The organism is Acidisoma silvae (assembly GCF_020618775.1).
In the GTDB taxonomy this organism is placed as follows: Bacteria; Pseudomonadota; Alphaproteobacteria; order Acetobacterales; family Acetobacteraceae; genus Acidisoma; species Acidisoma silvae.
On the sequence record NZ_JAESVB010000003.1, the window covers coordinates 405907 to 431743 of the forward strand.

Sequence of the window (25837 nt, forward strand, 5' to 3'; positions counted from 1 at the left end):
TGAAGCCCGCATGAACGAGCTTATGAAAATCCTGGGTCAGACCGGTCAGCCGATGACCTTTGACCAGATCCAGATCAAGATTGCCTCCCCCGAGCAGGTGCGCAGCTGGTCCTACGGCGAAATCAAGAAGCCGGAGACCATCAACTACCGTACCTTCAAGCCGGAACGGGACGGCCTGTTCTGTGCCCGCATCTTCGGGCCGATCAAGGACTACGAGTGCCTGTGCGGCAAGTACAAGCGCATGAAGTTCCGTGGCATCATCTGCGAAAAGTGCGGCGTTGAAGTGACGCTCGCCAAGGTGCGGCGTGAGCGTATGGGCCATATCGAGCTGGCCTCGCCGGTTGCCCATATCTGGTTCCTGAAGTCCCTGCCGTCGCGCATCGGCCTGATGGTCGACACCACGCTGAAGGATCTGGAAAAGGTTCTCTATTTCGAGAACTACATCGTGCTGGAGCCGGGCCTGACGGACCTCAAGCTGCATCAGCTGTTGACCGAGGACCAGCTCTTCTCGAAGCAGGATGAATTTGGCGAAGACGGTTTCCGGGCCGGCATCGGCGCTGAGGCGATCAAGCACATCCTGGCCAATATCGATCTCGACGCCGAAAAGACCCGCATGCGCGTGGAGCTGAAGGCGACGACGAGCGAAGCCAAGCGCAAGAAGCTGGTGAAGCGTCTGAAGCTGGTCGAGGCTTTCGCCGAGTCCGGTTCACAGCCGAGCTGGATGATCCTGGACGTCGTCCCGGTCATTCCGCCGGAACTGCGTCCGCTGGTGCCGCTGGACGGTGGCCGCTTCGCGACCTCCGACCTCAACGATCTCTATCGTCGCGTCATCAACCGCAACAACCGCCTCAAGCGCCTGATCGAGCTGCGCGCGCCGGACATCATCGTCCGCAACGAAAAGCGCATGTTGCAGGAATCGGTCGATGCGCTGTTCGACAACGGCCGTCGCGGTCGCGCCATCACGGGTGCCAACAAGCGTCCGCTTAAGTCGCTGTCCGACATGCTGAAGGGCAAGCAGGGCCGCTTCCGTCAGAACCTGCTCGGCAAGCGCGTCGACTATTCCGGTCGTTCGGTCATCGTCGTGGGTCCCGAGCTGAAGCTGCACCAGTGCGGCCTGCCGAAGAAGATGGCGCTGGAGCTGTTCAAGCCCTTCATCTACGCGAAGCTTGAGAAGTATGGCCACGCGACCACCATCAAGGCCGCGAAGCGCATGGTGGAAAAAGAGCGTCCGGAAGTTTGGGATATCCTGGAAGAGGTTATCCGCGAGCATCCCGTCATGCTCAACCGCGCGCCGACGCTGCATCGTCTGGGCATCCAGGCTTTCGAGCCCGTGCTCATCGAAGGTAAGGCGATCCAGCTGCATCCGCTCGTCTGCACCGCCTTCAACGCGGATTTCGACGGCGATCAGATGGCGGTCCATGTGCCGCTCAGCATCGAGGCTCAGCTTGAAGCCCGCGTGCTCATGATGTCGACCAACAACATCCTGAGCCCCGCGAACGGCAAGCCGATCATCGTGCCGAGCCAGGATATCGTGCTCGGCCTGTATTACCTCTCGCTGGAAACGCCCGAATACCGCGCGACCGATGAGAAGGACGCGCCGGCTTTCGGCACGATCGGCGAACTGGAACACGCACTCGCCGCCAAGCGCATCAAGATGCACGATAAGATCCGTGCGCGCATGCAGGTGATGGAGCCGAACGGCGAAGTCGTCCGCAAGGTTATCGTCACTTCTCCGGGCCGTATGCTGCTCGGCCAGATCCTGCCGCTGCATCCGAACGTGCCCTTCGCCCTGCTCAACAAGCAGCTGACGAAGAAGAACGTCTCTGACGTCATCGACGCGGTCTATCGCCATTGCGGCCAGAAAGAATGCGTGATCTTCGCGGACCGCATGATGGGCCTCGGCTTCTCCAACGCGGCGAAGGCCGGCCTGTCCTTCGGCAAGGATGACTTGATCATCCCGGCGTCCAAGGGCGAGCTGATCGGCAAGACCCAGGGCGAAGTGAAGGAATTCGAGCAGCAGTATCAGGACGGTCTGATCACGGCTGGCGAACGCTACAACAAGGTCGTCGACGCCTGGTCGCGCTGCACGGATAACGTCGCCGCCGCGATGATGAAGGAGATTTCCAAGCAGGAAATCGGCACGCCGACGAACTCGGTCTGGATGATGAGCCATTCCGGCGCGCGTGGGTCGCCGGCCCAGATGCGTCAGCTCGCCGGTATGCGCGGCCTCATGGCGAAGCCCTCGGGCGAGATCATCGAGCAGCCGATCATCGCGAACTTTAAGGAAGGCCTCTCGGTTCTCGAATACTTCAACTCCACCCACGGCGCCCGTAAGGGTCTCGCGGATACGGCGCTGAAGACCGCGAACTCGGGTTACCTCACCCGCCGTCTGGTGGACGTGGCGCAGGACAGCATCATCGTCCAGGAAGATTGCGGCACCGAGAAGGGCCTGACGGTTCGCGCCGTCATGGACGGCGGTGAAGTTGTGTCCTCGCTGTCCGAACGCACCCTGGGCCGCACAACGGCCGAGGACATCATCGACCCGGCCTCGGGCAAAATTCTCCTCAAGAACAATGTTCTGATCGAGGAAGTCGAGGCCGAGATGATCGAGAAGGCCGGCGTCGAGGCGGTGAAGATCCGCTCGGTGCTGACCTGCGAGGCGCCGATCGGCTGCTGCGGCCATTGCTATGGCCGCGACCTGGCCCGTGGCACGCCGGTCAATGCCGGTGAAGCTGTCGGTGTCATCGCCGCGCAGTCCATCGGTGAGCCTGGCACGCAGCTGACGATGCGCACCTTCCATATCGGTGGCGCGGCGCAGCGTGGTGCCGAGCAGTCGAGCGTGGAAGCGAGCCATGACGGCACGGTGGTGATCCGCAACCGCAACGTGGTTGTGAACTCCTCCGGTGTTCCCGTCGTCATGAGCCGTAACTGCGAAATCGTGCTGACGGACGGCAACAATCGTGAGCGTGCGCGCTTCCGCGTCCCCTACGGCGCGCGTCTGCTGACCGACGACAACCAGACGGTTGCGCGCACGCAGAAGCTGGCCGAATGGGACCCCTACACCCTGCCGATCATCACGGAACGTGCGGGCGTCATCGAGTTCGCCGATGTGATGGAGGGTGTCACCCTCGTCGAACGGATGGACGAAGTGACCGGCCTCACCTCCAAGGTCATCGTCGACTACAAGCAGGCCACCAAGGCCGTCGATCTGCGTCCCCGCCTCCTGCTGAAGGATGCCAAGGGCGACGTGGTGAAGCTGCCGAACGGCGCCGAAGCCCGCTACTTCCTCTCGCCGGACTCGATTCTCTCGATCGAGAATGGCGCGACGGTTGCGGCCGGTGACGTGGTGGCGCGTATCCCGCGCGAAGGCAGCAAGACGCGTGACATTACCGGCGGTCTGCCGCGTGTGGCCGAACTGTTCGAAGCGCGCCGTCCGAAGGATCATGCGATCATCGCCGAAATCGATGGCCGCGTGGAATTCGGCAAGGATTACAAGGCAAAGCGCCGCATCATCGTGAAGAACGACGAGACCGGCGAAGAGACCGAGTATCTGGTGCCGAAGGGCAAGCACGTCTCGGTGCAGGAAGGTGACTTCGTGCGTCTGGGCGATCCGCTGGTCGACGGTCCGCGCGTGCCGCATGACATCCTGCGCGTGCTGGGTGTCGAGGCGCTGTCCGATTACCTCGTCAACGAAATCCAGGACGTCTATCGACTTCAGGGCGTGAAGATCAACGACAAGCACATCGAGGTGATCGTTCGCCAGATGCTGCAGAAGGTTGAAATCACGGATCCGGGCGACAGCACCTTCCTGATCGGCGAGCAGATCGATCGTTCTGAATTCGATATCGAGAACGATAAGCGCATGAATGCCGGTGAGCGCGTTGCCATTGGCATGCCGGTGCTTCAGGGCATCACCAAGGCCAGCTTGCAGACGCATAGCTTCATCAGCGCCGCCTCCTTCCAGGAGACGACGCGCGTGCTGACCGAAGCGGCAACCGCCGGCAAGATGGATCAGCTGCAGGGCCTGAAGGAAAACGTGATCGTCGGGCGTCTTATCCCGGCGGGCACGGGCAGCGTTATGAACCGTCTGCGCCAGGTGGCTTCGGGCCAGACAAAGGGCCGTACGCTGCGTCAGGAAATCACCAAGCTGGAAAGCCCTGACGTCGCCGCTGAGTAACTTATCGCGAATGTGATCGGCGAGATGCTGGACGGGGTTATGCTCCGTCCAGCATTCGTTACCCTGTGATAGGTTATTCTAGATTTAACCCTGGGCCAGTCGACGGGCCGCGAGAAACGAGGCATTGTCCTCTTTCCCAAAACCCGGCGGGGTGGCGGCTCTCGCACGCGGGTTCGTGTGACGGCTTTGCTACGACACCGAGCCGCACGGAACGTTAGAAGAGTGGCATCCCTTCACAAGCGCACAGATACCGAGATCATGGATCGGAGCTACCCAGGGGCTGACCAGCCGGAGAGTGCCTCCCGTATCGGGAGCGACCTTCGTGAAGCCCGTGAACGTCTCGGCTGGGATATCGACGCAGTCGCTGAGGCATTGCGCCTGAAGCCGGCGTTTGTTCGCGCGATTGAACAAGGCGATATCCGCGATCTGCCCGGCACGGCCTATGCCGTCGGCTTCGTCCGCACGTACGCAACAGCGCTGGGGCTTGACCCCAATGAGGCCATCCGCCGCTTCCGCGCCGAGCGTGAGGACGTCAACCGCAAGACCGAGCTGGATTTCCCTGCGCCCGTACCGTCTCGCGGCATGCCGGCCGGGGCGCTGGTTCTGGTCGGCGCGGTGATCGCCATCGGCGGCTATGTCGCCTGGTATCATTATTCCAGCCGCAGCACCGGTTCGACCGAAACGGTCGATGCGCTGCCCGCGCATCTGGAGCCGCTGGCCCCGCCGCCGGCACCCAAGATGGCAAGCGTGACACCGCCGGCTGCTGCCCCCGCCACGTCGCCGGTTGCGACCGCGCCGCCGGTCGTCGCATCCGCTCAGCCTGCCGAACCTGACGTTTCTCCGTCATCCGCCGCTGCCGCCGTTCCGCCGCCCTTGCCGGCGGCTGTGGTGCCGAGCCCGAATGCGCAGGTCGCCGCTTTAACGCCGCCGACCGTGCAGGCGACGGACGGTGCCGCTTCCGGCGCGTCCACGGCGACGCCGGGCGCGACCGATCCCGGCATGGTCATTCAGGCGACGGCCGATGCCTGGATCGAAATCAAGGATGCGCAGGGCAAGGTCGTCTATCAGACCATCCTGCACCCGGGTGACAGCTATAAGGTGCCGGATCAGCCGCAGCTGACGCTGACCACCGGCAATGCCGAAGGCACGCAGATCATGCTGGCGGGCAATGTCATCGGGCCGCTGAAAGGCCATGTCCTGCATAATATTCCGCTGGATGCCGAAGGCTTGAAAGCGGCCAGCGGTCAGGCGGCGGGTGCGGTGACGCCTGCTGCCCCGGCAGTGCCGCTTCCCGCGGCGCAGTGACGGCGTTCGAGTCCCAGCCGGGTTCCGGCGGGAACAGGAGCAAGTAATGAACTATCGCGCGTATCAGCAGATCATCCGCCGGAAGTCCCGCCAGATCAGCGTGGGCAATGTGAAGGTCGGCGGCGATGCCCCGATCAGCATCCAGACCATGACCAACACGCTGACGACGGATGTGGACGGCACCGTCGCGCAGATCCGGCTGGCCGAGAAGGCGGGCGTCGATATCGTGCGCGTGTCCTGCCCCGATCAGGAAAGCACCAAGGCGCTGAAGGAAATCGTTGCCCAGGCCAATGTGCCGATCGTGGCCGATATCCATTTCCACTACCGTCGTGCCATCGAAGCCGCCGAGGCCGGCGCTGCCTGCCTCCGCATCAATCCGGGCAATATCGGCAGCGCCGAGCGCGTGCGCGAAGTGGTGAAGGCTGCGAAGGATCATAATTGTTCCATTCGCATCGGCGTCAATGCCGGCAGCCTGGAGAAGCATCTGCTCGAGAAATACGGCGAGCCCAACCCGGATGCGCTGGTCGAAAGCGCGCTGGAACACGCCAAGATCCTGCAGGACCACGATTTTCACGAGTTCAAGATCAGCGTGAAGGCGTCCGACGTCTTCCTGGCGGTCGCGGCCTATCAGCAGCTGGCCGAAGTCTGCGATCATCCGTTGCATATCGGCATCACCGAAGCGGGCGGCCTGCGCACCGGCACGGTCAAATCCTCGATCGGCCTTGGCTCGCTGCTCTGGGCCGGCGTGGGTGACACGATGCGCGTCTCCCTCTCGGCCGAGCCCGAGGAAGAAGTCCGCGTCGGCTGGGAAATCCTGAAATCCCTCGGCCTGCGCCATCGCGGCGTGCGCATCATCTCCTGCCCGTCCTGCGCGCGTCAGGGTTTTGACGTCATCCGCACGGTACAGGCGCTGGAAGAGCGGTTGGAACATATCGAAACGCCGCTGACGCTCTCGATCATCGGCTGCGTGGTGAACGGGCCGGGCGAGGCGCTGATGACCGATCTGGGCGTCACCGGCGGCGGTGCCGGCCGCCACATGGTCTATAGCGCCGGCAAGCAGGACCATACGATCGACAAGGGCGATATGATCAACCACGTCGTCGATCTGGTGGAACAGCGCGCCGAAGCGATCCGCAATGCCGAAGCCAAGGCGCTGGCGGAAGCCGCGCCGGCCGCAGCGGCGGAATAAGTCCGCTTCATTACCGGCTCGCGCCTGCTACCCGCTCTCCGCATAGGGGGGCGGGTTTTCGTTTGCTACTAAGAAACAAGAACCTTCAGTCAAGGCACCCATATTCGTGTCCAGCCTTCAGCCTGTCCGTGGTACCCGTGATCTCATTGGCGAGGACCAGCGCCGCTACCGCCACGTGACCGAGACCGCACGCCATGTGTCGGGCCTGTACGGCTTCGAGGAATGGCAGACGCCGATCTTCGAGGATACGGGCGTCTTCTCCCGCACGCTGGGAGAGACCTCGGACGTCGTGACGAAGGAAATGTACACCTTCACCGATCGCGGCGGCGACAGCGTGACGCTGCGTCCGGAAGGCACGGCCGCCGTGTGCCGCGCTTTGGTCAGCAACGGGCTGACGCAGTCCCTGCCACTGAAGGTTTTCTACGCGGGGCCGATGTTCCGCTACGAGCGACCGCAAAAGGGCCGCTACCGCCAGTTCCACCAGATCGGCATCGAGCTGATCGGCCCGGCCGAGCCGCTGGCGGACGCCGAAGTGATCGCCTGCGGCTGGCAGATTCTGACCGCCCTCGGCATCGCCGACAGCGTGACGCTTGAGATCAATACGCTGGGTGATGCCGAGAGCCGTGCCGCCTATCGCGCCGCGCTGGTCGAATACTTCACCCGCTTCGCGGCCGATCTGTCCGCCGACAGCAAGCAGCGGCTTGAGAAGAATCCGCTGCGCATCCTCGACAGCAAGGACGAAGGCGACCGTAAGATTGTCGCTGACGCACCGACGATCGCCGCTCATCTGACGCCGCTTGCAGCCGGTTTTTACGACTCTGTGCGGAATTCCCTGACGGCGCTCGGCATTCCCTTCGTCGAGAATCCACGCATCGTCCGTGGCCTGGACTACTACAACCACACCGCCTTCGAATTCGTGACGACGCAGCTGGGTGCCCAGGGCACGGTCATGGGCGGCGGCCGCTATGATGGTCTGGTGAAGCAGATGGGCGGGCCGGAAACCCCGGCCGTCGGCTGGGCCGCCGGGATCGAACGCCTGGCCATGCTCATCGCCGAGCCCAAGACCGATGCGGCGCCAATCGCCGTTATTCCGGCGGGTGACGACGCGGAGGCCGCCGCCTTCGGCATCGTGCAGCGGCTGCGCGCGGGCGGCATCCGGGCCGATATCGGCTATAAGGGCAACCTGCGCCGCCGCATGGAACGCGCGAACAAGGCCGGCGCGCGGGCCGCGATCATTCTCGGGTCCGAGGAAGCCGCGCGTGGCGTCGCGCAGTTGAAGGATCTCGTCTCTGGCACGCAGAGCGAAGTTTCGCTCGACGCGCTTCTGGAAGCCGTGCGCGCCCTGCCATCAGGATCGCCCGCGTGAGTCTGGCCGCCAAGTTCGACGATATTCTGGCCCGATCGGAAGAACTCCGCGACCTTTTGGCATCCGGCGTGCAGGGCAAGGCATTCGTGCGTGCCTCCCGCGAATTGGCCGAACTCGATCAGGTCGTGGGTCTGATCTCCGACCTGCGGGCGACCGAGCAGAATCTCAGCGAAGCGACGGCGCTGCTGGCGGACCCGGAAATGCGCGAACTGGCTGAGGCCGAGGCGCAGTCGCTGAAACAGCGGATTCCGGTGCTGGAGCATGATATTCAGCTGGCGCTGCTGCCGAAGGACGAGGCGGACGAGCGTTCGGCGATCCTGGAAGTGCGTCCGGCGGCGGGTGGCGATGAAGCCGGGCTCTTCGCCTCCCAGCTTTTCGGCATGTATCAGCGCTATGCCGAGGGCCAGGGCTGGCGTTTCGAGGTAATGGAATATGGCGAGACGGAGCTGGGCGGCCTGAAGGAAGGCATTGCCAGCATCACCGGCCGCAATGTCTTCGCCCGTTTGAAATTCGAATCCGGCGTGCATCGCGTGCAGCGCGTGCCGGAGACGGAGAACCAGGGCCGTATCCATACGTCCACCGTGACCGTCGCCGTGCTGCCGGAAGCGGAAGAGGTGGATGTTGAGATCAATGAGACGGATCTGCGCATCGACGTTTATCGCGCCTCGGGCGCCGGCGGCCAGCACGTCAACAAGACGGAAAGCGCCGTCCGCATCACGCATATTCCGACAGGCATCGTCGTCGCGATGCAGGAGGAGAAGAGCCAGCATAAGAACCGCGCCAAGGCGATGAAGATCCTGCGCGCGCGGATGTATGAGCGTGAGCGCGCAAGCCTGCATGCCACCCGCGCGGCGGACCGCAAGTCCCAGGTCGGTACCGGCGACCGTAGCGAGCGCATCCGCACCTATAATTTCCCGCAAGGCCGGGTGACGGATCATCGCATCAACCTCACCCTGTATAAAATCGACCGGGTGATCATGGGCGAGCTGGACGAGGTTGTGCAGGCGCTGATGGCCGATGATGAGGCGGCGCGCCTTGCGAGCTTCGCCTCCGCGGCCTGATCATGGATCTCGACGCCGCTTTGCGTGATGCGACGCGACGGCTGACGGAAGCCGAGATCGAGGGGCCGAACCGTGAGGCCCGCATCCTTCTGATGCACGCCATCGGCGCCGATCAGACCGGGTTGCTGCGCCGCCGGGGCGGCAAGCTGACGGAGGCGGAAGCCGGGACATTTCAGGCCATGGTCACGCGCCGGGCCGCGCGCGAGCCGGCGGCCGTGATCATCGGCCACCGGGAATTCTGGAGTCTCGATTTCCTCGTCACTGCCGATACGTTGATTCCACGCCCGGATTCGGAAACCGTGATCGAGGCCGCGCTGGATTATCGTCGCGACCGGCCGCCATCGCGCATTCTGGACCTTGGTACCGGCACTGGCTGTCTGCTGCTGTCGGCGCTATCGGAATTTCAGGACGCTTGGGGGCTGGGCGTCGATCTGTCGCCGCCTGCTGCTTTGGTCGCAGAGGCCAATGCGCGGCGTTTGGGTCTGGCCGATCGGGCCGCGATCATGGTCGGGCGCTGGACCGATGCTCTGGCCGGGCGGTTTGACCTCATCCTGTCCAACCCGCCCTATATTCCAGCCGGCGACATTCCGGGCCTGATGCCGGAGGTCGAACGGTTCGAACCGCATCTGGCACTCGACGGCGGACCGGACGGGCTTGACCCGTATCGCCGTCTGTTTGGCGATTTGCCCCGGATTTTGTTGCCCGGCGGGCTGGCTTTGTTTGAATTCGGCATCGGTCAGGCTGAGGCGCTGGTGGCGCTGGCAGAGACCTTGTCTTTGAAGGTTATCGACGTGCGGCGCGATCTCGCCGGGCAGCCCCGAGTCTTGGCTGTGTCCCACCCTTAAAAAAACGGTTGGCTTCCCGTGGCACGCGGGCTAGCGTGCCGCCTGCAAGGTGAAGCGGTCCTGGACGGCTGACCTGCAGCGTTCTCCGGTGCTGTTGCTTGGGCGGTTGTCCCGAAGCCAAATCGTGGAACCCCAAAGTCCGAAGCGTGCGACTGGCTGCCGATAGACCCTCGTGACTTTCACGAGCTGGCCAGTCTGCTAACAGGAAAGCGACTTGTCCTAGTAATGAACATCAAACGTATGCGCGGTCGCGGCCATCGTGGAAACGGCGCCAATGGTGGTGGGGGCGGCGGCAATGGTGGCCAGATCCGGCACCAGAGCTCCGGCGGCTCCAACGGTATTCCGCTGAACCGCAACCATGTCTTCGACAGCAATGGTCCCGATCTTCGTATCCGTGGCACGGCGCAGCAGTTGTTCGAGAAATATCTGCAGCTTGGACGGGATGCGACCAGCGCGGGAGATCGCGTGATGGGCGAGGGCTATTTCCAGCATGCCGAGCATTACTTCCGCATCGTCAGCGCCATGAACCAGGCGGCGGCCCAGCATCAACAGCAGCAGCCGGCGCAGCAGACCAACCAGAACCGCCGCCAGGGCAATGATGACGGGTCTGCGGGCGATGAGTTCGAAGGCCAAAGCGAAGCCGAGGAAAGCCGCCCGGTGGCCGTTGAAGCCCGGGAAATTCCGATCGCCGTCGCCGCACCGGAAGCCTGATTTTGGCCTAGGTTGTCAGGATTTCGTTGAACTAATGTCATTCCCGCGAAAGTGGGAATCTTCTTTGCTACGAGTGGCAACAAGAAGATGCCCGCTTTCGCGGGCATGACGGCTGAGCGATTATGATGAAACCTGACAGGCTCGAGGCTGAATTCATGCTCAGCCTCTGAGGCTGGGCAGAATGTGAAAGCCGGGTTCCTCCGGCGGGGGCGCGATTTCTTCCTCGATCGCCTCCACCTGCGCGAAGCGTGGGCCGCGCCGGCAATTCCGGGCCAATTCCTCCACCGCATCCGCGGTTCCGCTGATTAGCGCTTCCACCGACCCGTCCGCCGTATTGCGGACCCATCCGTCGATGCCGAGCGTATTGGCCTGGTCGGCCATCCAGGCGCGGTAACCCACGCCCTGCACGCGCCCCGAGATGATCAGTCGCTTGCTGCTCATTCATCCCTCCGCGTGAGGTCTAGATAGCGGCCAGCCGCCATTGCGTCCCGCTGGGCGGCAGCGCGGTAGGCGGCCGCTTCCGCATCCGCACCCCAACGCTCTTCCTGAAACAGATCGTCCAATACGGATAGGCGATAAGCCTCTTCCGCGTCGAGCACGCCTTCGGTGACGGCGAGGCCAAGGATGAGACTGCCGAAGATCGGCACGATGACGCCGAGCACGGCCAGCCCGTGGGCATCATGCCGCGACACGGCCAAAGCCAGCGCGGCCAGGCTTTGCGGGCTCTGCGCGACGAAGCCGACACTGGTGGTGGTGGCAAGAAGCGCGTCATGGCGCTGCACCGCCCAGTCCAGCCAAGGCTGCCATTCCGCCTGCTGGCGCTGCGCCAGAGGGGCAGGGTCGGCCACGCGGTAGCACAGCAGATCGCTCTGGCCATAGGCCGCGATGGCGGTCGCGGTATCGGTGGGGTTGGCGGCGATACGCAGAAGCGCCGTCGCCGCCAGCTGCGTCAGCGGCATGTTTTTCGGCTGCACGTCCTGACCCGGTGCCGTTGCTTGCCACTCGGCCGCTATGGCTTCCGCCAGGGCGGGCTGGTCGATCAGCAGCGTCTCGCCGCCCGGCAGCCGCATCGGCTTGCCGTCCAGCAGAAGGGTGAAGCCGCCGGGCTCCGCCGTGATCGAGGTTTCAGTCCAGAAGCGCTTCATGATGCGGGTCAGCCGTTCAGATAAGAGGATGCACCTTCTATTGGCCGTTCAGCAGCTTTTGGAAAAGGTTCATCGGCTTTTGCAGAATGCCCGCGTCGGCATTGCCGCTCGGCGTCGGGCCGGGCTGGCCGTTGCGGGCCAGGGTCAGCGCCGGGCCGCAGGCCGGCGACACGGCGGGTGCGGTATGCTTGCCGCCGCCGATCAGCGATTGCACAAGGCCGTTCAGGCCATTGCTGCCGCTCTGTCCCGGCTGTTGGGCGATGACGACCTTGCCGACCTTGCCGGCGTGCGGGTCAGCGAAAGTGCCGCCCATATCCAGCGGCACGGTGACGGCCATCTCGCCCAGGTAAAGTTCTGGAGTCAGGGCGAGGTTCAGCGATTCCTGCCCGAAATTGAGGGAACCTGTGCCTTGCACCAGCAGGCGCGGCGTATCCAGCAGTAGCGCATTTACCGCCGCTTCGCCGTTGGTCGCGTCCAGGCGGATGGCGAGGCAGCGCATCGGCACCTGTCCGGCGGCATTGAGCAGTTCGGCCGGCACCACGCCGCCGGCGCGGATCGCGGGCGCTATCAGGCTGGACAGCGCATGGGCGTCGATCACGCCATCGACCGAGGCAAGGCCAAAATGCCCGCTGACGCTGCCAGCGATCTGCCGCGTCGTCGCGCCGCTGGCGGTCAGGTTCGCGAAGACCTGCACCAGACCGTTGGCGGCGACCGGAATTCGCAGGGCGTTCAAAAGCGGCGCGATGGCTAGGTTCTGCGCCTGCATGGCGAAGCTCTCGGTCGGCACTGGGGGGCGCGTATCGATGGTGCCGGCTGCCAGCAGCTGGCCGCCCGGCACGACGACGGAAGAGGGTTGCAGGGACAGGAGCCCGCCGGAAAGCGAGGCATGGGCCACAAGGGCGCGATAGTCGGCGCCGCCAAAATGCAGATCGGCGAAGCCGAGATTGGCAGCAGCATCGAAGCTTTTCAGGCTCGCGATGGGCAGCGCGATATCCGGGATGAGCTTGCGCGGGCCTGCGGCCTTGGCGGGAGGGGTAGCAACAGGCGCAGCAGCAGCCGGCGCCGGTTGCGCCGTCGCCGGCTGGGGAGCCGGGGCAGGCGCGGTCTGTGCCGCATTCAGCACCTGATCGAGATCAAGCTTGGCCGAGCGCAGCGTGGCGCCGATGAACAGACGCGGCGCGAAAGCGATATTCAGCGCGCCTTCCAGATCGCCCTGCGGCGCCGTCAGGTTCACGGCAGTCAGGGCGACGCCTTGGGCCAGACCGCCGGTGCCGGCCGCATCCGTCAGCGTGCCGGTGCCATTTAGGGATGTAAAGGCGGGCAGGGGCGCACCGGCCAATGGCGCGAGAAGCGCCAGATTCGCGATCTGCGCGGATAGCGCCAGGCTCAGGCCATGCATGGTCCAGGGGTCTTGGATAGTACCCTGGGCGTGCAGATTGCTTTGCGCGGCATTCAGCGTCAGGTCGACCGGCAGCGGCACGGGGGCAGCGCCCGGCGTGGGTACGGCCATCGGCCCGAGGGAGCCGGACAGCGTGAAGGCCAGACCCTGGCGGTCGCCCAGGATATTGACTGAAACCGGCTGATCCGGTGCCGGCGTTACCAGCGACAGGCTATCGAGCTTCAGGCCGGGCGCAAGGCTGGACAGGTCGGAGGCCTGAGCCTGAAGGCTGAGATTGCTGAAATGCGGCCCACCTTGGCCGCCATCCGCCAGATGCGCGCCGAGCGCCACGCCATGCAGCGGCGGCAGGCTTTGCCCGGCAGGCAGAAGGCCGGGCGGCAGCAGCGGGGTGATGGCCTCCAGAGCCGGAACCTGGGCCTGTAGCGTGAGGTCATAGCCGCGAGCCTGGCGCGGATCGGTGACGCCGCCCTGGGCCGAGAGCGTCGCCCCGGCCGCCGTTACGGTCAGCTGCACCGGCCAGCTGGATTGATCGGCCGGGTTGGTCAGATGCGCGATGGGGCCGGTCTTGCCGGCGAGATGGATCGGCTGCTTCTGCCACAGCAGGTCGGCGTCGATGGCCAGCGGCTCGTCTTCGGGCCGGGCATTCGCGTCACCCTGGGCGGCAAGGCTGGCCTTGGGCAGCTGCACCGTCGCCGTTTGGCCGGCCTGATCGTCCCGCCAGTCGACCGTGCCGTCGGTGATATCCAGCGAATGGACTGTGACCTGCCAGGGACCATGGCCGGTATCGACCGTCACCGGTGGGGCCGGAACGGCGGCCGGCGCCGCTGTATTGCTCACCGGCTGGAACAGCCAATTGGCCCGCCCGTCGGCTGTCTTTTCCAGCAGGATGGTGGGGTGACGCAGCACCAGGGCTTCGATATCGATCTGATGGTGCAGCAGCGGCAGCAGCGCGATACGCGTTTCGATGCTGCTGACACGCGCCATCAGCGGCGCGGCACCACCGGCGATATTGGCGATGCGCACGTCGCTCGCGGTCAGCGTCGGGATCAGCGATAGCTTGACCGCGATCGGTCCGGCGATCGTCACCGGACGGCCCAGCGCCTGACTGGCGGCGGACGTGATCTGGTCCTTGTAGCTGTTCGGATTGAAGGTCAGCACCGCCGCCGTCACGGCGGCGATGGGCACCACGATGATGACCGCAATGCCGCCCAATAGAATGCGCCGCCAAGGCCTGCGGCGCGCGGCCGGGCGGGAGGTGCGGTAAGGCTTGTCTTCGGGCGTGTCGACCATGCCGCTCTTTACCATGAGCGGCGGCGAACCGCGCCCCTAGCCGCTCTTCTCAGCGACCTTCACGGCAACCCAGAGATTTTCCATTTCCTCAAGCCCTGCCTCGCTCGGCTGGCGTCCCTGCTCTGCCAGCAGCGCTTCCACACCCTGAAAGCGGCGCGTAAATTTTGCGTTAGCCGCGCGCAACACGGTTTCGCTGTCCAGGTGCAGCTTACGGCAGAGATTGGCCATGACGAACATCAGATCGCCCATCTCATCCGCGATCCGGTCGGTCTGTCCGGTCGGGATTTCGGCCTTCAGTTCCGCGACCTCTTCCTCAAGCTTATCGAAAAGATCGTCGAGCTTCGGCCAGTCGAAGCCGACACGGGCGGCGCGGGACGAGAGTTTCTGCGCGCGCGTCAGGGCGGGCAGGGTGGTGGCGACACCGTCCAAAGCGCTGACGGGGGTTTGCGTCTTGGCCTTGGCGGCGCGTTCCTCGGCCTTTTGCGCTTCCCAGGCGATGGTCTGGGCGCGGCTGTCGCGCTGGGCGGCGTCACCGAAAATATGCGGATGCCGGCGGATCAGCTTGTCGTTGATGCCCCGCGCCACTTCGGCGAAGGAAAACAAACCCGTCTCGCGGGCAATCTGGGAATGGAAGACGACCTGCAACAGCAGATCGCCCAGTTCCTCCCGCAGGCCGGTCATATCCCCGGTCTCGGCTGCTTCTGCGACCTCGTAAGCCTCTTCCACCGCATAAGGGGCGAGAGACGCGAAACTCTGCTTCAGATCCCAGGCGCAGCCTCCCACCGGGTCGCGCAGCCGCGCCATGGTCTCGATCAGGGCGTGCAGGGCCGCGGCGTCTGTCGGATTGCGATTATCGGGGGCGTCGTTCATGCCGTAAATTGTTCCGTCAGAATACGCTCGGATAGGCCCTGGTCCGGGTCGAAGAGCACCGTCACCGACATCGAGCGTTCCTCGGTCACGGCGACGGAAATGACGTGGCGGACTTCGAAGGAATCCGCGACCGCCGCCACCGGGCGCTTGTCGACCTCCAGCACCTCGAACAGCACGTCGGCCGAGCTGGGCAGCAAGGCGCCATGCCAGCGGCGCGGGCGAAAGGCGCTGATGGGCGTCAGCGGCAGCAGATTGGCCGAAAGCGGGATGATCGGGCCATGGGCCGACAGGTTATAGGCGGTGGAGCCGGCAGGCGTGGATATCAGGATGCCGTCGCAGACCAGTTCCGGCATGCGCACGCGGCCGTCGACCGAGATGCGAAGCTTTGCCGTTTGCCGCAATTGGCGCAGCAGGCTGACTTCGTTCAGCGCCAGCGCTTCTTCGACCGCGCCGGTCTGCGTCACCGTATGCATGCGCAAAGGATGCAGGACCGCGCCCTGGGCTAGCCCCAGGCGCTCGGGCAGCGCTTCATCGACATAGCCATTCATGAGGAAGCCGACCGAGCCGCAATTCATGCCATAGACGGGAATGCCCCGGCCAAGGACGCTATGCAGCGTCTCCAGCATGAAACCGTCGCCGCCCAGCGCCACCACGACCTGGGATTCCAGCACCGGCACATTGCCATAAAGCGCGGTGAGCTTTTCCAGCCGCTCCTGCGCCTGCGGCGCCGAGGAAGCGACGAAGGCGATGCGCGTCAGGCTGGCAACACGCAGGATCGGCTCCGCCGCGAGCGGGGCGCCGGACCGGTTGAGCGTATGGCTGACGCTCATGCAAGTTTCCGATGCGCGAGCACGGGCATGTCACGGCGGATGCGATCGGTGACGATTGCGTCCGCGCGGGCCGTGATCCAGCCGGTGCCGTCTGGCACGCGGGCTGTGACGATTCCCCAAGGGTCGGCGATCAGCGTGCGGCCGAAGGTCATGCGCGGCTCGCCACTGGCATCGAGGTGGCGGCCCCAGCAGGCCGGGGCGACGATCCAGCTTTGCGTCTCGATGGCGCGGGCCTGCAACAGAACCTCCCAATGGTCGCGTCCAGTCGGCACCGTGAAGGCCGCCGGCAGGAAGATGATCTCGGCGCCGGCCTGGCGCAGCTTCAGGAAAAGTTCTGGGAAGCGGATATCGTAACAGATGGACAGGCCGCAGGTGACGCCATGGGCCTGGAAGGTGACAACGCGATCGCCGGCCCCGAAGGTGGCACTTTCCCGATAGCCGAGCCCGTCCGGCGTCACGATGTCGAAGAGATGGATCTTGCGGTAGCGCGCGATCTCCGTCCCGTCCGGATCGAAAACCACAGTCGTATTATAAAGCCTGTCGCCGGCGCGTTCCGCGATGGAACCGCCATGAACGTGGATGCTATTGCTGCGCGCCACTTCGCGCAGAAATTCATAGGCCTCGCCGCCGGTCTCCTTCGACCCTTCGGGCGGCAAGGTCTCGGCGGCGGCGAATTTGGTCGGCCGGTCGCCGCCAAGGCAGGTCCACATTTCCGGCAGCGCCACGATGCGTGGCCGGCCTTCGGTCAATGCGCCTTGGATCAGGTCCCTGGCCTGCGCGATATTTTGCGCCTTGTCCGCACCCGGGTTCATCTGGATCGCACTGATGCGCATGGGCGTCCTTGCTGGCTGGCTTGCGATGGGGCGGCTAAACGTCAGCGGTCGAAACGCGGCTCGGCGCGTGTCGGGCGAGGTTCATAGCGCTCGGCACGCGGGGCGCGGGCGCCGCGATCCGTGCGCTGCTCGGGCTCATCATCATAGCGATAGGGGTCATGCGCCGGTGGCACCGGAGGGCGGCTGCGAGGCGCCTGCGCGGCAGGTGCCGGCAGAGGATTGGTGTCATAGGCGTCCTCGTCCGACCGGTAATTGCGGGCGGGCTCGCCCAGGCGCAGCGACAGGGTGCGGATTTCGTGCTGCACCTCGTCCAGCCGGGCCTCGATCACGTCCAGCCGCCCCTTCAGGCCCAGAACGCTGAAGGGCATCAGCAGAAAGACCAGCCCGTACAGGATCGCCGGGATCAGAACGAGAATTGGCACCCACCAAGGCAGCCAGGGAGGAAGAGTGAAGGGCATCGTCATGCCAATCTCCTTAACAGCAAATCCGCGCGCCTGCGATGGCATCCATGGGGTGGATTTGCGCAGCGCATCATGCCAAGCCCTGACATCCAGCGCCTGAGAAAGTTCGCCTGATGTTGCTGCTGATTCCCGGTCCTGTCATGACCCATGCGGATGTCCGTGCCGCGGCCAATCGCGATATTGCCCCCTGGGACCACGCGGTGCGAGGGGAGATTGGCAGCCTGCTCAACCGCCTGCGTATCCTGGCCGGGGGGATCGAAGGCATTCACGCGGCTTTGCCCCTGCCTGGTTCGGGCCATTTCATCATTGAGGCCGCCATACGGACCTTCGTGCCGCCCGCAAAAGATCAGGGCCAAGACGCGGGCGGCGGCATTTTGATCCCGGGTTCCGGCCAATATGCCCAGCGCATGATGCGGCTGGCGCGCGCCGCCGGCCGGCGCGTCGTTGCGCTGGATGTGCCACTGGACCAGCCGCTCGACCCGGCTTTGGTCGATGCCGCCTTCACCGCCGATCCGACCCTCACGCATCTGGGCATGGTCTATAGCGAGACCAGCACCGGCATCATCCATGGCCCGCAGGCGGTCGGTGCCGTGGTGCGCAAGCACGGCCGCCGCATGATCCTGGATGCGGTATCGGCTTTCGGCGCGCTGCCGGCCAATATCGCGGCGCATCCCGAAATCGACGCTCTGGTCTTTACGCCGAATAAATGCCTGGAAGGGCTGCCGGGCTTCAGCCTGTGCGTCTCGCCCATCGCCCGGCTGCTGGAACGGCAGGGCCATGCCGATAGCTGGTCCTTCGATCTGGCGGATCTGTATCAGAACGGGCTGGAAAACGGGCATGGCGCCGCGCGTTTCACGCCGCCGATCCAGCCGATGGCGGCACTCCACACCGCGCTGGACCGGCTGGATGCGGAAGGCGGCCCACCGGCCCGGCTGCGCCGCTACCAGGACAATATGGCTACCCTCTATGACGGTATGCTGGCGCTGGGCCTAAAGCCCTGTCTGCCGCGCGCGCTGCAAGGGCCGATCATCATGAACGTGCTGGCCCCCGAAAGTGACAAATGGGACTTGCAGGTTTTTGTCGAGACGCTGAAGCGTCATGGCGTGCTGATCAGCAATTTCAGGAATACCGACGCGCCAAGCATGCGCATTGGCGCTATCGGCGCCATTGATCGTGCCGATATAGAAAAGGCCGTGCTGGCTATGGGCCGGGCCTTGGATGAGCTTGGCCTGCGCCGCTGACGGGTTGCGGGTGCAAATGAAAGAGAAAATGACAGTATGAGCATGGGTCACGACGAAGCCATTGCCCGGGCCGCGGTTCTTCGCCCCATTGCCGAAATCGCCGCCCGCGCCGGCATTCCTGATGATGCGCTGGAAGCCTATGGCCGCCTGAAGGCCAAGGTTTCGCTGGAATTCGTGGCGAAAGCCGCAACGCGGCCGGAAGGCGCGCTGGTGCTGGTCAGCGGCATCAGCCCGACGCCGGCCGGCGAGGGCAAGACGACGACAACCATCGGCCTGGGCGACGCGCTCAACCAGCTCGGCACGAACACCATGATCTGCCTGCGGGAGCCCAGCCTCGGCCCGTGCTTCGGCATCAAGGGTGGGGCAACCGGCGGCGGTCGAGCCCAGGTCGGGCCGATGGATCAGATCAACCTGCATTTTACAGGTGATTTCCACGCCATTACCGCCGCCCATAATCTGCTGGCGGCGATGCTCGACAATTCGCTGTTCTGGGACAATCCGCTGGAAATCGACCCGCGCCGCATCCGCTGGCGCCGGGTGATGGACATGAATGACCGCGCGCTGCGGTCCATCGTCAATGGCCTGGGCGGCGTCTCCAACGGCGCGCCGCGCGAGGACGGGTTCGATATCACCGTCGCCTCCGAAGTCATGGCGATTTTTTGTCTCGCCCGCGATCTTGATGATTTGCAGGAGCGGCTGGGTCGCATCGTGGTGGCCGAACGCCGCGATGGCACGGCGGTGACGGCGCGCGACCTCAAGGCCGATGGCGCCATGGCGGCGCTGCTGCGCGATGCGCTGGCGCCCAATCTGGTGCAGACGCTGGAGGGCTCGCCTGCCTTGGTCCATGGCGGGCCTTTCGCCAATATCGCCCATGGCTGCAATTCGGTCATCGCGACCCGGCTTGGCCTTAACCTCGCCGATGTCGTCGTCACCGAGGCCGGCTTCGGCGCCGATCTGGGTGGCGAGAAATTTTTGGATATCAAATGCCGCCAGGCCGGGCTGAAGCCTGCCTGCAGCGTCATTGTGGCGACCATCCGCGCGCTGAAGATGCATGGCGGTGTGGCCAAGGACGCGCTGGGCAAACCCGATGTTCCGGCCGTTCTCAAGGGTGCGGCCAATCTGCTGCGCCATATCGAGAATATGCGGAAATTCGGATTGCCGGTGGTGGTGGCGCTGAACCATTTCACCAGCGACACACCGGAAGAGGTTCAGGCCCTGACCGATCTGCTGGCGCCGCTGGGCGTGACTTTGGTCCCCTGCACGCATTGGGCCGATGGCGCGGCCGGCGCGCTGGAACTCGCCCGCGCTGTCCTGGCGCGCATTGCCGAAGCCAGCGCCGATTTCGCGCCGATTTATGCCGATGACCTCAGCCTGACCGCCAAGATCGAGACGGTGGCGCGCGAGATTTACGGGGCGGCCGGCATTGATCTGACGCCGGCAGCGCAGAAGCGCCTGGCGGCCATCACGGCGGCGGGTTTCGGCCATTTGCCGGTCTGCATCGCCAAGACCCAGTATAGTTTCAGCGCCGACCCGACGCTGCTCGGCGCGCCTGCCGGGCATCGTCTGCCGGTGCGGGAAGTGCGGCTGGCGGCCGGCGCTGGCTTCGTCGTCGTGCTGGCCGGCACGATCATGACCATGCCCGGCCTGCCGCGCGTGCCTGCCGCCGAACGGATCGGGCTGGACGAGCAGGGACGAATCATCGGACTATTCTAAAACAGAAGGGCGCGGCATAAGAGCCGCGTCGTCTAGGGAGCCGTCACAGATGAAAACCCGCATTGCCATCGTTGGCTTGGGCAAGATTGCGATCGATCAGCATGTGCCCTCGATCACGGCCAATGAGAATTTCGAGCTTGCGGCCATCGTCAGCGGCCGGCTTGCGACCGTCAACGGCCTGCCCAGCTTTCGCACCCAGGACGAGCTTTACGCCGCCATGCCGGATGTGACGGCGGTCGCCCTTTGCACGCCACCCGCCGGCCGGTTTGAGACGACGCGGCAGGCGCTGCTCGCCGGTCGCGACGTGCTGATCGAAAAGCCGCCCGCCGCCACGCTTGGCGAAATCGCCGAACTGGCGGCCATTGCCGAGGCGCAGGACAAGGTTTTCTTCACGACCTGGCATTCTCGCTTCAACCCGGCGGTGGCCGAGGCGAAGCGCCTTCTGGCCGGCAAGCGGCTGGCGCGCCTGCGCGTCGACTGGCGGGAAGATGTCCGCCGCTGGCATCCTGGTCAGGCCTGGATCTGGCAGCCGGGCGGCTTCGGCGTTTTCGACCCCGGCATCAATGCGCTGTCCATCGTCACCGAAATCGCGCCGGAGCCGCTGTTCGTGGCGCATGCACGGCTGGAAGTGCCTGCCAATAAGCAGACGCCGATCGGTGCAGAGATGACCTTCGCGACCCCTGATCCCGTTGCGGGCGCCGATCTGACGGCCATTTTCGACTGGCGCCAGGAAGGTCCGCAAAGCTGGAACATCACCGCTGAGACGACCGAGGGCCAGCTTCTGGAACTGACCGATGGCGGCGCCAAGCTTGCCGTCGACGGCAAGCCGGCGATTGCCGAAGACAGCCAGGAATATCCGCGCATCTACGCCATGTTTGCGGAGCTTCTGGCCAGCCGGACCTCGCATGTCGATGTCCGGCCGCTGCGGCTGGTGGCTGATTCCTATCTCGTCGGCGACCGCGTTGCGGTCGAGGCGTTCGAAGACTGACTAAAGATTAGCCTGAGGGGCCGGTGCAGGCTTGACGCTTCAGCGTCCTTTCATGCGCGCGGCGCGGCGGGCAATGGCCAGCATCGCCGCATGGGCGATGGCTTCCGCCGGCAGGCCGGTGCGCTTGCACTGCATTTCGGCATCCCTCAGCGCCAGCTGAATGGCGGCGACCGCTGGGCCCCGCCAAAGCTCGGCTGCGTCCAGCATGGCGCGCTCCCGCCGGAAGAAGACCGGCGGCCGCAGCGCCTTGACCGCATCCTGCGCGCTGAGACCCATGTCGCGGGCAGAGGCGATGCGGGCCAGCTTGTCCATATGCCCATGCGCCGCGCGGATCAGCCCGACGGCGGAAGCACCTTCGGCGAGCGCCGCGGCTGTGGCGCGGTCTGCCTCGGCAACAGCGCCACGCGCGGCAGCGAACAGCGCATCCTCGATCGACAGATCGGCTTGATCGCCCGCCACCATCTGCACGGCATCGAGGTCGACCGTGCCGCCCTCGCCCACGAGCAGCGCGAGTTTCTCGACCTCCGCGCGGATCACGCCGCGATCGGCCCCCGCATGCTGCACCAGCCAGTCCAGGGCGTCGGTTGCGACTGCAACCTTCTCGCCTTCGAAGAGGCCGCGCAGCGTGGATTTGAGCGCCGCGCCTTCCTCAGCGTAGCAGGCCAGGGCGCCGGCCCGCGCATCCTTCTCGGCCCAGGCGCGCAGTTTCGAGCGCGGTGTCAATTCGCCCGCTTCCAGGATGATCAGTGACCCTTCCGCGTCCTTGCAGGCAGCCGTCAGCGTCGCCGCCAGCGTGTCGCCGGCCTCGCGCACGCGCACCACGCGCCTGCCGCCTGTGAAGGACATGGCCGTCGCTTCGAGCGCCAATGTGCCGGTATCGGGTTTGGTGAGTTCGGTGAAACGGAAAGGGTCGTCCAGGCCGCCGGCGACGGCGCGCGCCAGCGTTTCGCCGCGCTCCCGCACCAGCCCGGCATCGGGTCCGTAGATGACCACGGCCCGCAGACGGCCGGCATCCTTGCAGAGAGCGGTGAAGTCGCGAGCGTCGAGTTTCATGGCCGGCGCACCTTACCAGCGAAAACCGGACGGATCAGCCCGGCTGCTTGGCAAGTGCGGCCTGCTGCTCGCGCTTGCGTTCAGCCACCGCAAAATAATGCGCGAGGCTGATGGTGATCTGATCGGCAATCGCATCGGCCGTCCGCTGGGTAACCGTATTGGTTTCCAGCTCCTGCCCGAAAGGCTGGTTGTCGAATGAATTCAGACCGTCGGCTGACTGGGCATAGCCGCTGATCAAAACCTTGTGCTGCGGGTCATCCTGAGAGACCAGCGACCAAGGGGCGCTTGCGACGAAGCGGACATAGGTTGTTGTGCTGTCCCCCTGAACGCCCAAACCAACCTGACTGATGTTGAAGGAGACGGATAGGTTGTAGCGGGTCAGGCTCGGCTGCTCGCCACCGTAAAGCCTCGTCTGTAGCGCTTCCTGGAGAAGCTGCCCTGAGCGCTGGCCCAGAACCGGCACCGCGACCTCGCGCAACTGCGACTGGATGGAGGCGCCGCCCGTCGGGCCATTGCCGAAGGCATCCGGCGCATAGACCGGATGCAGGGAACAGCCGGCCAGGCCGCCCAAAGCAAGCGCGGCTCCCCCGAAATGCAGAAGACGGCGACGGAGGAGCGCGCTCATGACCGGTCAGCCTGCAATGACGAAGTTGACGATACGGTCCGGCACATGGACCTTCTTGACGATACGCTTGCCTTCCAGCAGGCGCGCGACATTGGGCTCGGCCTCGGCGGCGGCAATCACCGCCTCGGCTGGGCTGCCGGGCGGAAATTCCACCGTACCGCGCAGCTTGCCCATGACCTGAACCGCGATCGTCACCGTCTCGGCCGCCGTCAGGCTGTCGTCGAAATCGGGCCAGGCGTCGTTGGCGACCAGACCGCTGCCGGCATGCAACAGGTCGTTCATGGATTCGGCCAGATGCGGCATCATCGGCGCGGTGATGCGCGTCAGCATTTCCAGCGCTTCGATCCGGGCCGCCGACAGTGCCTTGTCATCTGCGGCAGCGGTCGCGTCCTTCTCGGCCTCGGTCATGGCGGCGGCGAGTTCGTACAGGCGGGCGACCGCGACATTGAAGCTGAAGCTTTCCAGCGCTTCGGTGACGGCAGCGATAGTGCGATGCGTGGCGCGGCGCAGTTTGCGCGCGGCCGGGCTCGATTCAGCCGGTGTTTCCACCTGCCCCAGGGACGCGATGCTTTCCGCGAGGCGGAATAGGCGCTGCGTGAAGCGATAGGCGCCGGCGACGCCGCTCTCCGTCCATTCCATATCCCGCTCAGGCGGGTTGTCGGACAGGATGAACCAGCGCGCGGTATCCGCGCCATAGCGCTCGATGATGGCGCCCGGGTCGATCGTATTGCGCTTGGACTTCGACATCGCCTCGATACGGCCGACCGTCACCTGTTCATCGGTGCCGGTCACGACCGAGCGGCCGTCGGCCAGCCGCTCGACCTCGGTCGGGTAAAGCCAGCGGCCATCGGCGCCGCGATAGCTTTCATGCGTCACCATGCCCTGGGTGAAGAGACCGGCGAAGGGCTCGTCCACGCCGATCTGGCCGCTGGCCTGCATGGCGCGGGTGAAGAAGCGCGCATAGAGAAGATGCAGAATGGCGTGTTCGATACCGCCGATATACTGGTCGACCGGCATCCAGTAATCGGTCGCTTCACGTGAAACAGGGGACGCATTCTGCGGCGAGCAGAAGCGGGCGAAATACCAGGAACTATCGACGAAGGTGTCGAAGGTATCGGTCTCACGCACCGCCGCGCCGTTACATTGCGGGCAATTGACGTGTTTCCAGGTCGGGTGATGGTCCAGCGGATTGCCGGGACGGTCGAAGGTCACGTCCTCGGGCAGTACGACCGGCAACTGGTCGACCGGCACGGGCACGGTGCCGCAATTGTCGCAATGGATCACTGGAATCGGGCAGCCCCAGTAGCGCTGGCGGCTGACGCCCCAGTCGCGCAGGCGCCAATTGGTCTCGCCTTCGCCCCAGCCCATCTTCTTCAGGCGGGCAATGGCGGCGGATTTGCTTTCATCGACGCCGAGACCGTCGAGGAAACCGGAATTCATGAGCGTGCCGGGGCCGGTATAGGCCTCGCCTTCCGGCAATTCGCCCTGGGCGGGTTTCACCACCGGGCGGATGGGCAGGCCATAGAGGGTCGCGAAATCCCAGTCGCGCTGGTCATGCGCCGGGCAGCCGAAGATGGCGCCGGTGCCGTAATCCATCAGCACGAAATTGGCGATCCAGACCGGGATTTCAGCGCCTTCGATGAAGGGATGGCGGACGGTCAGGCCGGTGGCGAAGCCGCGCTTCTCGGTGGTCTCGATCGCGGCGGCGGTTGTGCCCAAACGGCGGCATTCGGCGATGAAGGCATCGGCCTCGGCGTTCTGGGCGCCGATCGCCAGCGCCAGCGGATGTTCGGGGGCCAGAGCCAGGAAGGACATGCCGAACAGCGTATCCGGCCGCGTGGTATAGACTTCCACATCGGCGATATCGCCCTTGGGCGCGGTCAGCGGGAAGCGGACGCGCGCGCCTTCGCTGCGGCCAATCCAGTTCGCCTGCATCAGCCGCACGCGTTCCGGCCAGCGATCCAGGTTATCGAGCGCGGCAAGCAGTTCGGGCGCGAATTTGGTGATCGCGAAGAACCACTGCGACAGCTTCTTCTTTTCGATCAGCGCGCCGGAGCGCCAGCCGCGGCCATCGATGACCTGTTCATTGGCCAGCACGGTGCCGTCCACCGGGTCCCAATTGACCCAGCTTTCCTTGCGCTCGACCAGACCGGTCTCGAAGAAGCGCAGGAACAGTTCCTGCTGCTTGCCGTAATATTCCGGCTGGCAGGTGGCGAATTCGCGGGACCAGTCGATCGACAGGCCCATGCGCTGCAATTCGCCGCGCATATTGCGGATATTGTCCCAGGTCCAGGTCGCCGGATGGGACTTGCGCTCGCGGGCGGCGTTTTCCGCCGGCAGGCCGAAAGCGTCCCATCCCATGGGATGCAGCACGTTGAAGCCGCGGGCGCGACGGTAGCGGGCGACGACATCGCCCAGCGTGTAATTGCGCACATGGCCCATATGGATCTTCCCCGACGGGTAGGGGAACATCTCCAGCACGTAGTATTTCGGGCGTCCGTCCGTCGGTACATCTTCGACCGTGAAGCAGGCGTGCTCGTTCCAGGCCTTTTGCCAAAGCGGCTCCTGGGTCCGGAAATCATAGCGCGGGGCCTGCGGCTCGGTCGAAATGGCGTCAGTCATCGGGTGTCTATCCGGCACGTCCTGCGGTCGGGCGACCGCAGGCGATCCTCAAGCAAGAAAACGAACGATGCTCCGGCCAAGGCGATACGGGTCGCCCTTGGCCGGATGCTCGG

At 64.9% G+C, this 25837-nt stretch carries 20 protein-coding genes; 10 read left to right on the plus strand and 10 right to left on the minus strand.

What is annotated here, in order from left to right; translation table 11 throughout:
• Positions 1-10 precede the first annotated feature (10 nt).
• The 7 genes from rpoC (at position 11) to ASILVAE211_RS09960 (ending at position 10654) form a co-directional block, all read left to right on the plus strand.
• A complete protein-coding gene (gene rpoC, locus ASILVAE211_RS09930; RefSeq protein WP_227321140.1) occupies positions 11-4177 on the plus strand; it encodes a DNA-directed RNA polymerase subunit beta' in 4167 nt (1388 codons plus the stop codon).
• A 222-nt stretch (positions 4178-4399) separates the two neighbouring features.
• Positions 4400-5482: a helix-turn-helix domain-containing protein gene (locus ASILVAE211_RS09935; RefSeq protein WP_227321141.1), complete on the plus strand. Its 1083-nt coding sequence runs from the start codon at positions 4400-4402 to the stop codon at positions 5480-5482.
• Positions 5483-5528: 46 nt separating this feature from the next.
• On the plus strand, positions 5529-6671 hold the full coding sequence (gene ispG / locus ASILVAE211_RS09940; protein ID WP_227321142.1) for a flavodoxin-dependent (E)-4-hydroxy-3-methylbut-2-enyl-diphosphate synthase: 1143 nt from the start codon (positions 5529-5531) through the stop codon (positions 6669-6671).
• Between the two features lie 106 nt (positions 6672-6777).
• Positions 6778-8037, plus strand: coding sequence for a histidine--tRNA ligase (gene hisS / locus ASILVAE211_RS09945; protein WP_227321143.1), 1260 nt, complete (start codon positions 6778-6780; stop codon positions 8035-8037).
• A complete protein-coding gene (prfA, locus tag ASILVAE211_RS09950; RefSeq protein ID WP_227321144.1) occupies positions 8034-9098 on the plus strand; it encodes a peptide chain release factor 1 in 1065 nt (354 codons plus the stop codon). Before hisS ends, prfA begins: the two co-directional genes overlap by 4 nt.
• A gap of 2 nt (positions 9099-9100) precedes the next feature.
• Positions 9101-9943, plus strand: a complete 843-nt coding sequence (gene prmC / locus ASILVAE211_RS09955; protein WP_227321145.1) for a peptide chain release factor N(5)-glutamine methyltransferase — start codon at positions 9101-9103, stop codon at positions 9941-9943.
• A 225-nt stretch (positions 9944-10168) separates the two neighbouring features.
• The gene (locus ASILVAE211_RS09960) at positions 10169-10654 is read left to right on the plus strand and encodes a DUF4167 domain-containing protein (protein ID WP_227321146.1); all 486 of its coding nucleotides are present in this window, start codon (positions 10169-10171) and stop codon (positions 10652-10654) included.
• Positions 10655-10813: 159 nt separating this feature from the next.
• On the opposite strand, the gene ASILVAE211_RS09965 is transcribed toward ASILVAE211_RS09960, so the two are convergent.
• From ASILVAE211_RS09965 to ASILVAE211_RS09995, 7 genes are read right to left on the minus strand one after another with little or no spacing between them, the layout of a single operon-like run.
• Entirely contained in the window at positions 10814-11095 is a 282-nt protein-coding gene (locus ASILVAE211_RS09965; RefSeq protein ID WP_227321147.1) for an acylphosphatase, read from the minus strand.
• On the minus strand, positions 11092-11799 hold the full coding sequence (locus ASILVAE211_RS09970; RefSeq protein WP_227321148.1) for an ATP12 family chaperone protein: 708 nt from the start codon (positions 11797-11799) through the stop codon (positions 11092-11094). Before ASILVAE211_RS09970 ends, ASILVAE211_RS09965 begins: the two co-directional genes overlap by 4 nt.
• 37 nt (positions 11800-11836) lie before the next feature.
• Entirely contained in the window at positions 11837-14488 is a 2652-nt protein-coding gene (locus tag ASILVAE211_RS09975) for an AsmA family protein (RefSeq protein WP_227321149.1), read from the minus strand.
• 36 nt (positions 14489-14524) lie between these two features.
• Entirely contained in the window at positions 14525-15358 is an 834-nt protein-coding gene (gene mazG / locus ASILVAE211_RS09980) for a nucleoside triphosphate pyrophosphohydrolase (RefSeq protein WP_227321150.1), read from the minus strand.
• Positions 15355-16188: an NAD kinase gene (locus ASILVAE211_RS09985; RefSeq protein WP_406566040.1), complete on the minus strand. Its 834-nt coding sequence runs from the start codon at positions 16186-16188 to the stop codon at positions 15355-15357. The genes mazG and ASILVAE211_RS09985 overlap by 4 nt, the downstream gene beginning before the upstream one ends.
• A complete protein-coding gene (locus ASILVAE211_RS09990) occupies positions 16185-17021 on the minus strand; it encodes a carbon-nitrogen hydrolase family protein (protein WP_227321151.1) in 837 nt (278 codons plus the stop codon). Before ASILVAE211_RS09990 ends, ASILVAE211_RS09985 begins: the two co-directional genes overlap by 4 nt.
• A gap of 41 nt (positions 17022-17062) precedes the next feature.
• Complete coding sequence (locus ASILVAE211_RS09995) at positions 17063-17485, minus strand: hypothetical protein (protein ID WP_227321152.1); 423 nt, start codon at positions 17483-17485, stop codon at positions 17063-17065.
• Positions 17486-17595: 110 nt separating this feature from the next.
• Here ASILVAE211_RS09995 and ASILVAE211_RS10000 point away from each other — a divergent pair, with 110 nt between their 5' ends.
• Genes ASILVAE211_RS10000 through ASILVAE211_RS10010 form a run of 3 tightly spaced genes read left to right on the plus strand, consistent with a single transcriptional unit; the run spans position 17596 to position 21424 of the window.
• A complete protein-coding gene (locus ASILVAE211_RS10000; RefSeq protein WP_227321153.1) occupies positions 17596-18723 on the plus strand; it encodes an aminotransferase class V-fold PLP-dependent enzyme in 1128 nt (375 codons plus the stop codon).
• Positions 18724-18765: 42 nt separating this feature from the next.
• The gene (locus ASILVAE211_RS10005) at positions 18766-20436 is read left to right on the plus strand and encodes a formate--tetrahydrofolate ligase (RefSeq protein WP_227321285.1); all 1671 of its coding nucleotides are present in this window, start codon (positions 18766-18768) and stop codon (positions 20434-20436) included.
• Between the two features lie 49 nt (positions 20437-20485).
• Positions 20486-21424, plus strand: coding sequence for a Gfo/Idh/MocA family protein (locus tag ASILVAE211_RS10010; RefSeq protein ID WP_227321154.1), 939 nt, complete (start codon positions 20486-20488; stop codon positions 21422-21424).
• A gap of 39 nt (positions 21425-21463) precedes the next feature.
• Here the strand turns inward: ASILVAE211_RS10010 and holA are convergent, their stop codons facing one another.
• Genes holA through leuS form a run of 3 tightly spaced genes read right to left on the minus strand, consistent with a single transcriptional unit; the run spans position 21464 to position 25724 of the window.
• Entirely contained in the window at positions 21464-22477 is a 1014-nt protein-coding gene (holA, locus tag ASILVAE211_RS10015) for a DNA polymerase III subunit delta (protein ID WP_227321155.1), read from the minus strand.
• A gap of 34 nt (positions 22478-22511) precedes the next feature.
• Entirely contained in the window at positions 22512-23102 is a 591-nt protein-coding gene (locus ASILVAE211_RS10020) for a hypothetical protein (protein WP_227321156.1), read from the minus strand.
• 6 nt (positions 23103-23108) lie between these two features.
• Positions 23109-25724, minus strand: a complete 2616-nt coding sequence (gene leuS, locus ASILVAE211_RS10025) for a leucine--tRNA ligase (RefSeq protein WP_227321157.1) — start codon at positions 25722-25724, stop codon at positions 23109-23111.
• Between the last annotated feature and the right edge of the window lie 113 nt (positions 25725-25837).

Coding starts and splice junctions, on each gene's coding strand:
- rpoC (WP_227321140.1), top strand. CDS start 11: ATGAACGAGCTTATGAAAATCCTGGGTCAGACCGGTCAGCCGATGACC.
- ispG (WP_227321142.1), top strand. CDS start 5,529: ATGAACTATCGCGCGTATCAGCAGATCATCCGCCGGAAGTCCCGCCAG.
- prmC (WP_227321145.1), top strand. CDS start 9,101: ATGGATCTCGACGCCGCTTTGCGTGATGCGACGCGACGGCTGACGGAA.
- ASILVAE211_RS09960 (WP_227321146.1), top strand. CDS start 10,169: ATGAACATCAAACGTATGCGCGGTCGCGGCCATCGTGGAAACGGCGCC.
- ASILVAE211_RS09965 (WP_227321147.1), bottom strand. CDS start 11,095: ATGAGCAGCAAGCGACTGATCATCTCGGGGCGCGTGCAGGGCGTGGGT.
- ASILVAE211_RS09970 (WP_227321148.1), bottom strand. CDS start 11,799: ATGAAGCGCTTCTGGACTGAAACCTCGATCACGGCGGAGCCCGGCGGC.
- ASILVAE211_RS09975 (WP_227321149.1), bottom strand. CDS start 14,488: ATGGTCGACACGCCCGAAGACAAGCCTTACCGCACCTCCCGCCCGGCC.
- mazG (WP_227321150.1), bottom strand. CDS start 15,358: ATGAACGACGCCCCCGATAATCGCAATCCGACAGACGCCGCGGCCCTG.
- ASILVAE211_RS09985 (WP_406566040.1), bottom strand. CDS start 16,188: ATGAGCGTCAGCCATACGCTCAACCGGTCCGGCGCCCCGCTCGCGGCG.
- ASILVAE211_RS09990 (WP_227321151.1), bottom strand. CDS start 17,021: ATGCGCATCAGTGCGATCCAGATGAACCCGGGTGCGGACAAGGCGCAA.
- ASILVAE211_RS09995 (WP_227321152.1), bottom strand. CDS start 17,485: ATGACGATGCCCTTCACTCTTCCTCCCTGGCTGCCTTGGTGGGTGCCA.
- ASILVAE211_RS10000 (WP_227321153.1), top strand. CDS start 17,596: ATGTTGCTGCTGATTCCCGGTCCTGTCATGACCCATGCGGATGTCCGT.
- ASILVAE211_RS10005 (WP_227321285.1), top strand. CDS start 18,766: ATGGGTCACGACGAAGCCATTGCCCGGGCCGCGGTTCTTCGCCCCATT.
- ASILVAE211_RS10010 (WP_227321154.1), top strand. CDS start 20,486: ATGAAAACCCGCATTGCCATCGTTGGCTTGGGCAAGATTGCGATCGAT.
- holA (WP_227321155.1), bottom strand. CDS start 22,477: ATGAAACTCGACGCTCGCGACTTCACCGCTCTCTGCAAGGATGCCGGC.
- ASILVAE211_RS10020 (WP_227321156.1), bottom strand. CDS start 23,102: ATGAGCGCGCTCCTCCGTCGCCGTCTTCTGCATTTCGGGGGAGCCGCG.
- leuS (WP_227321157.1), bottom strand. CDS start 25,724: ATGACTGACGCCATTTCGACCGAGCCGCAGGCCCCGCGCTATGATTTC.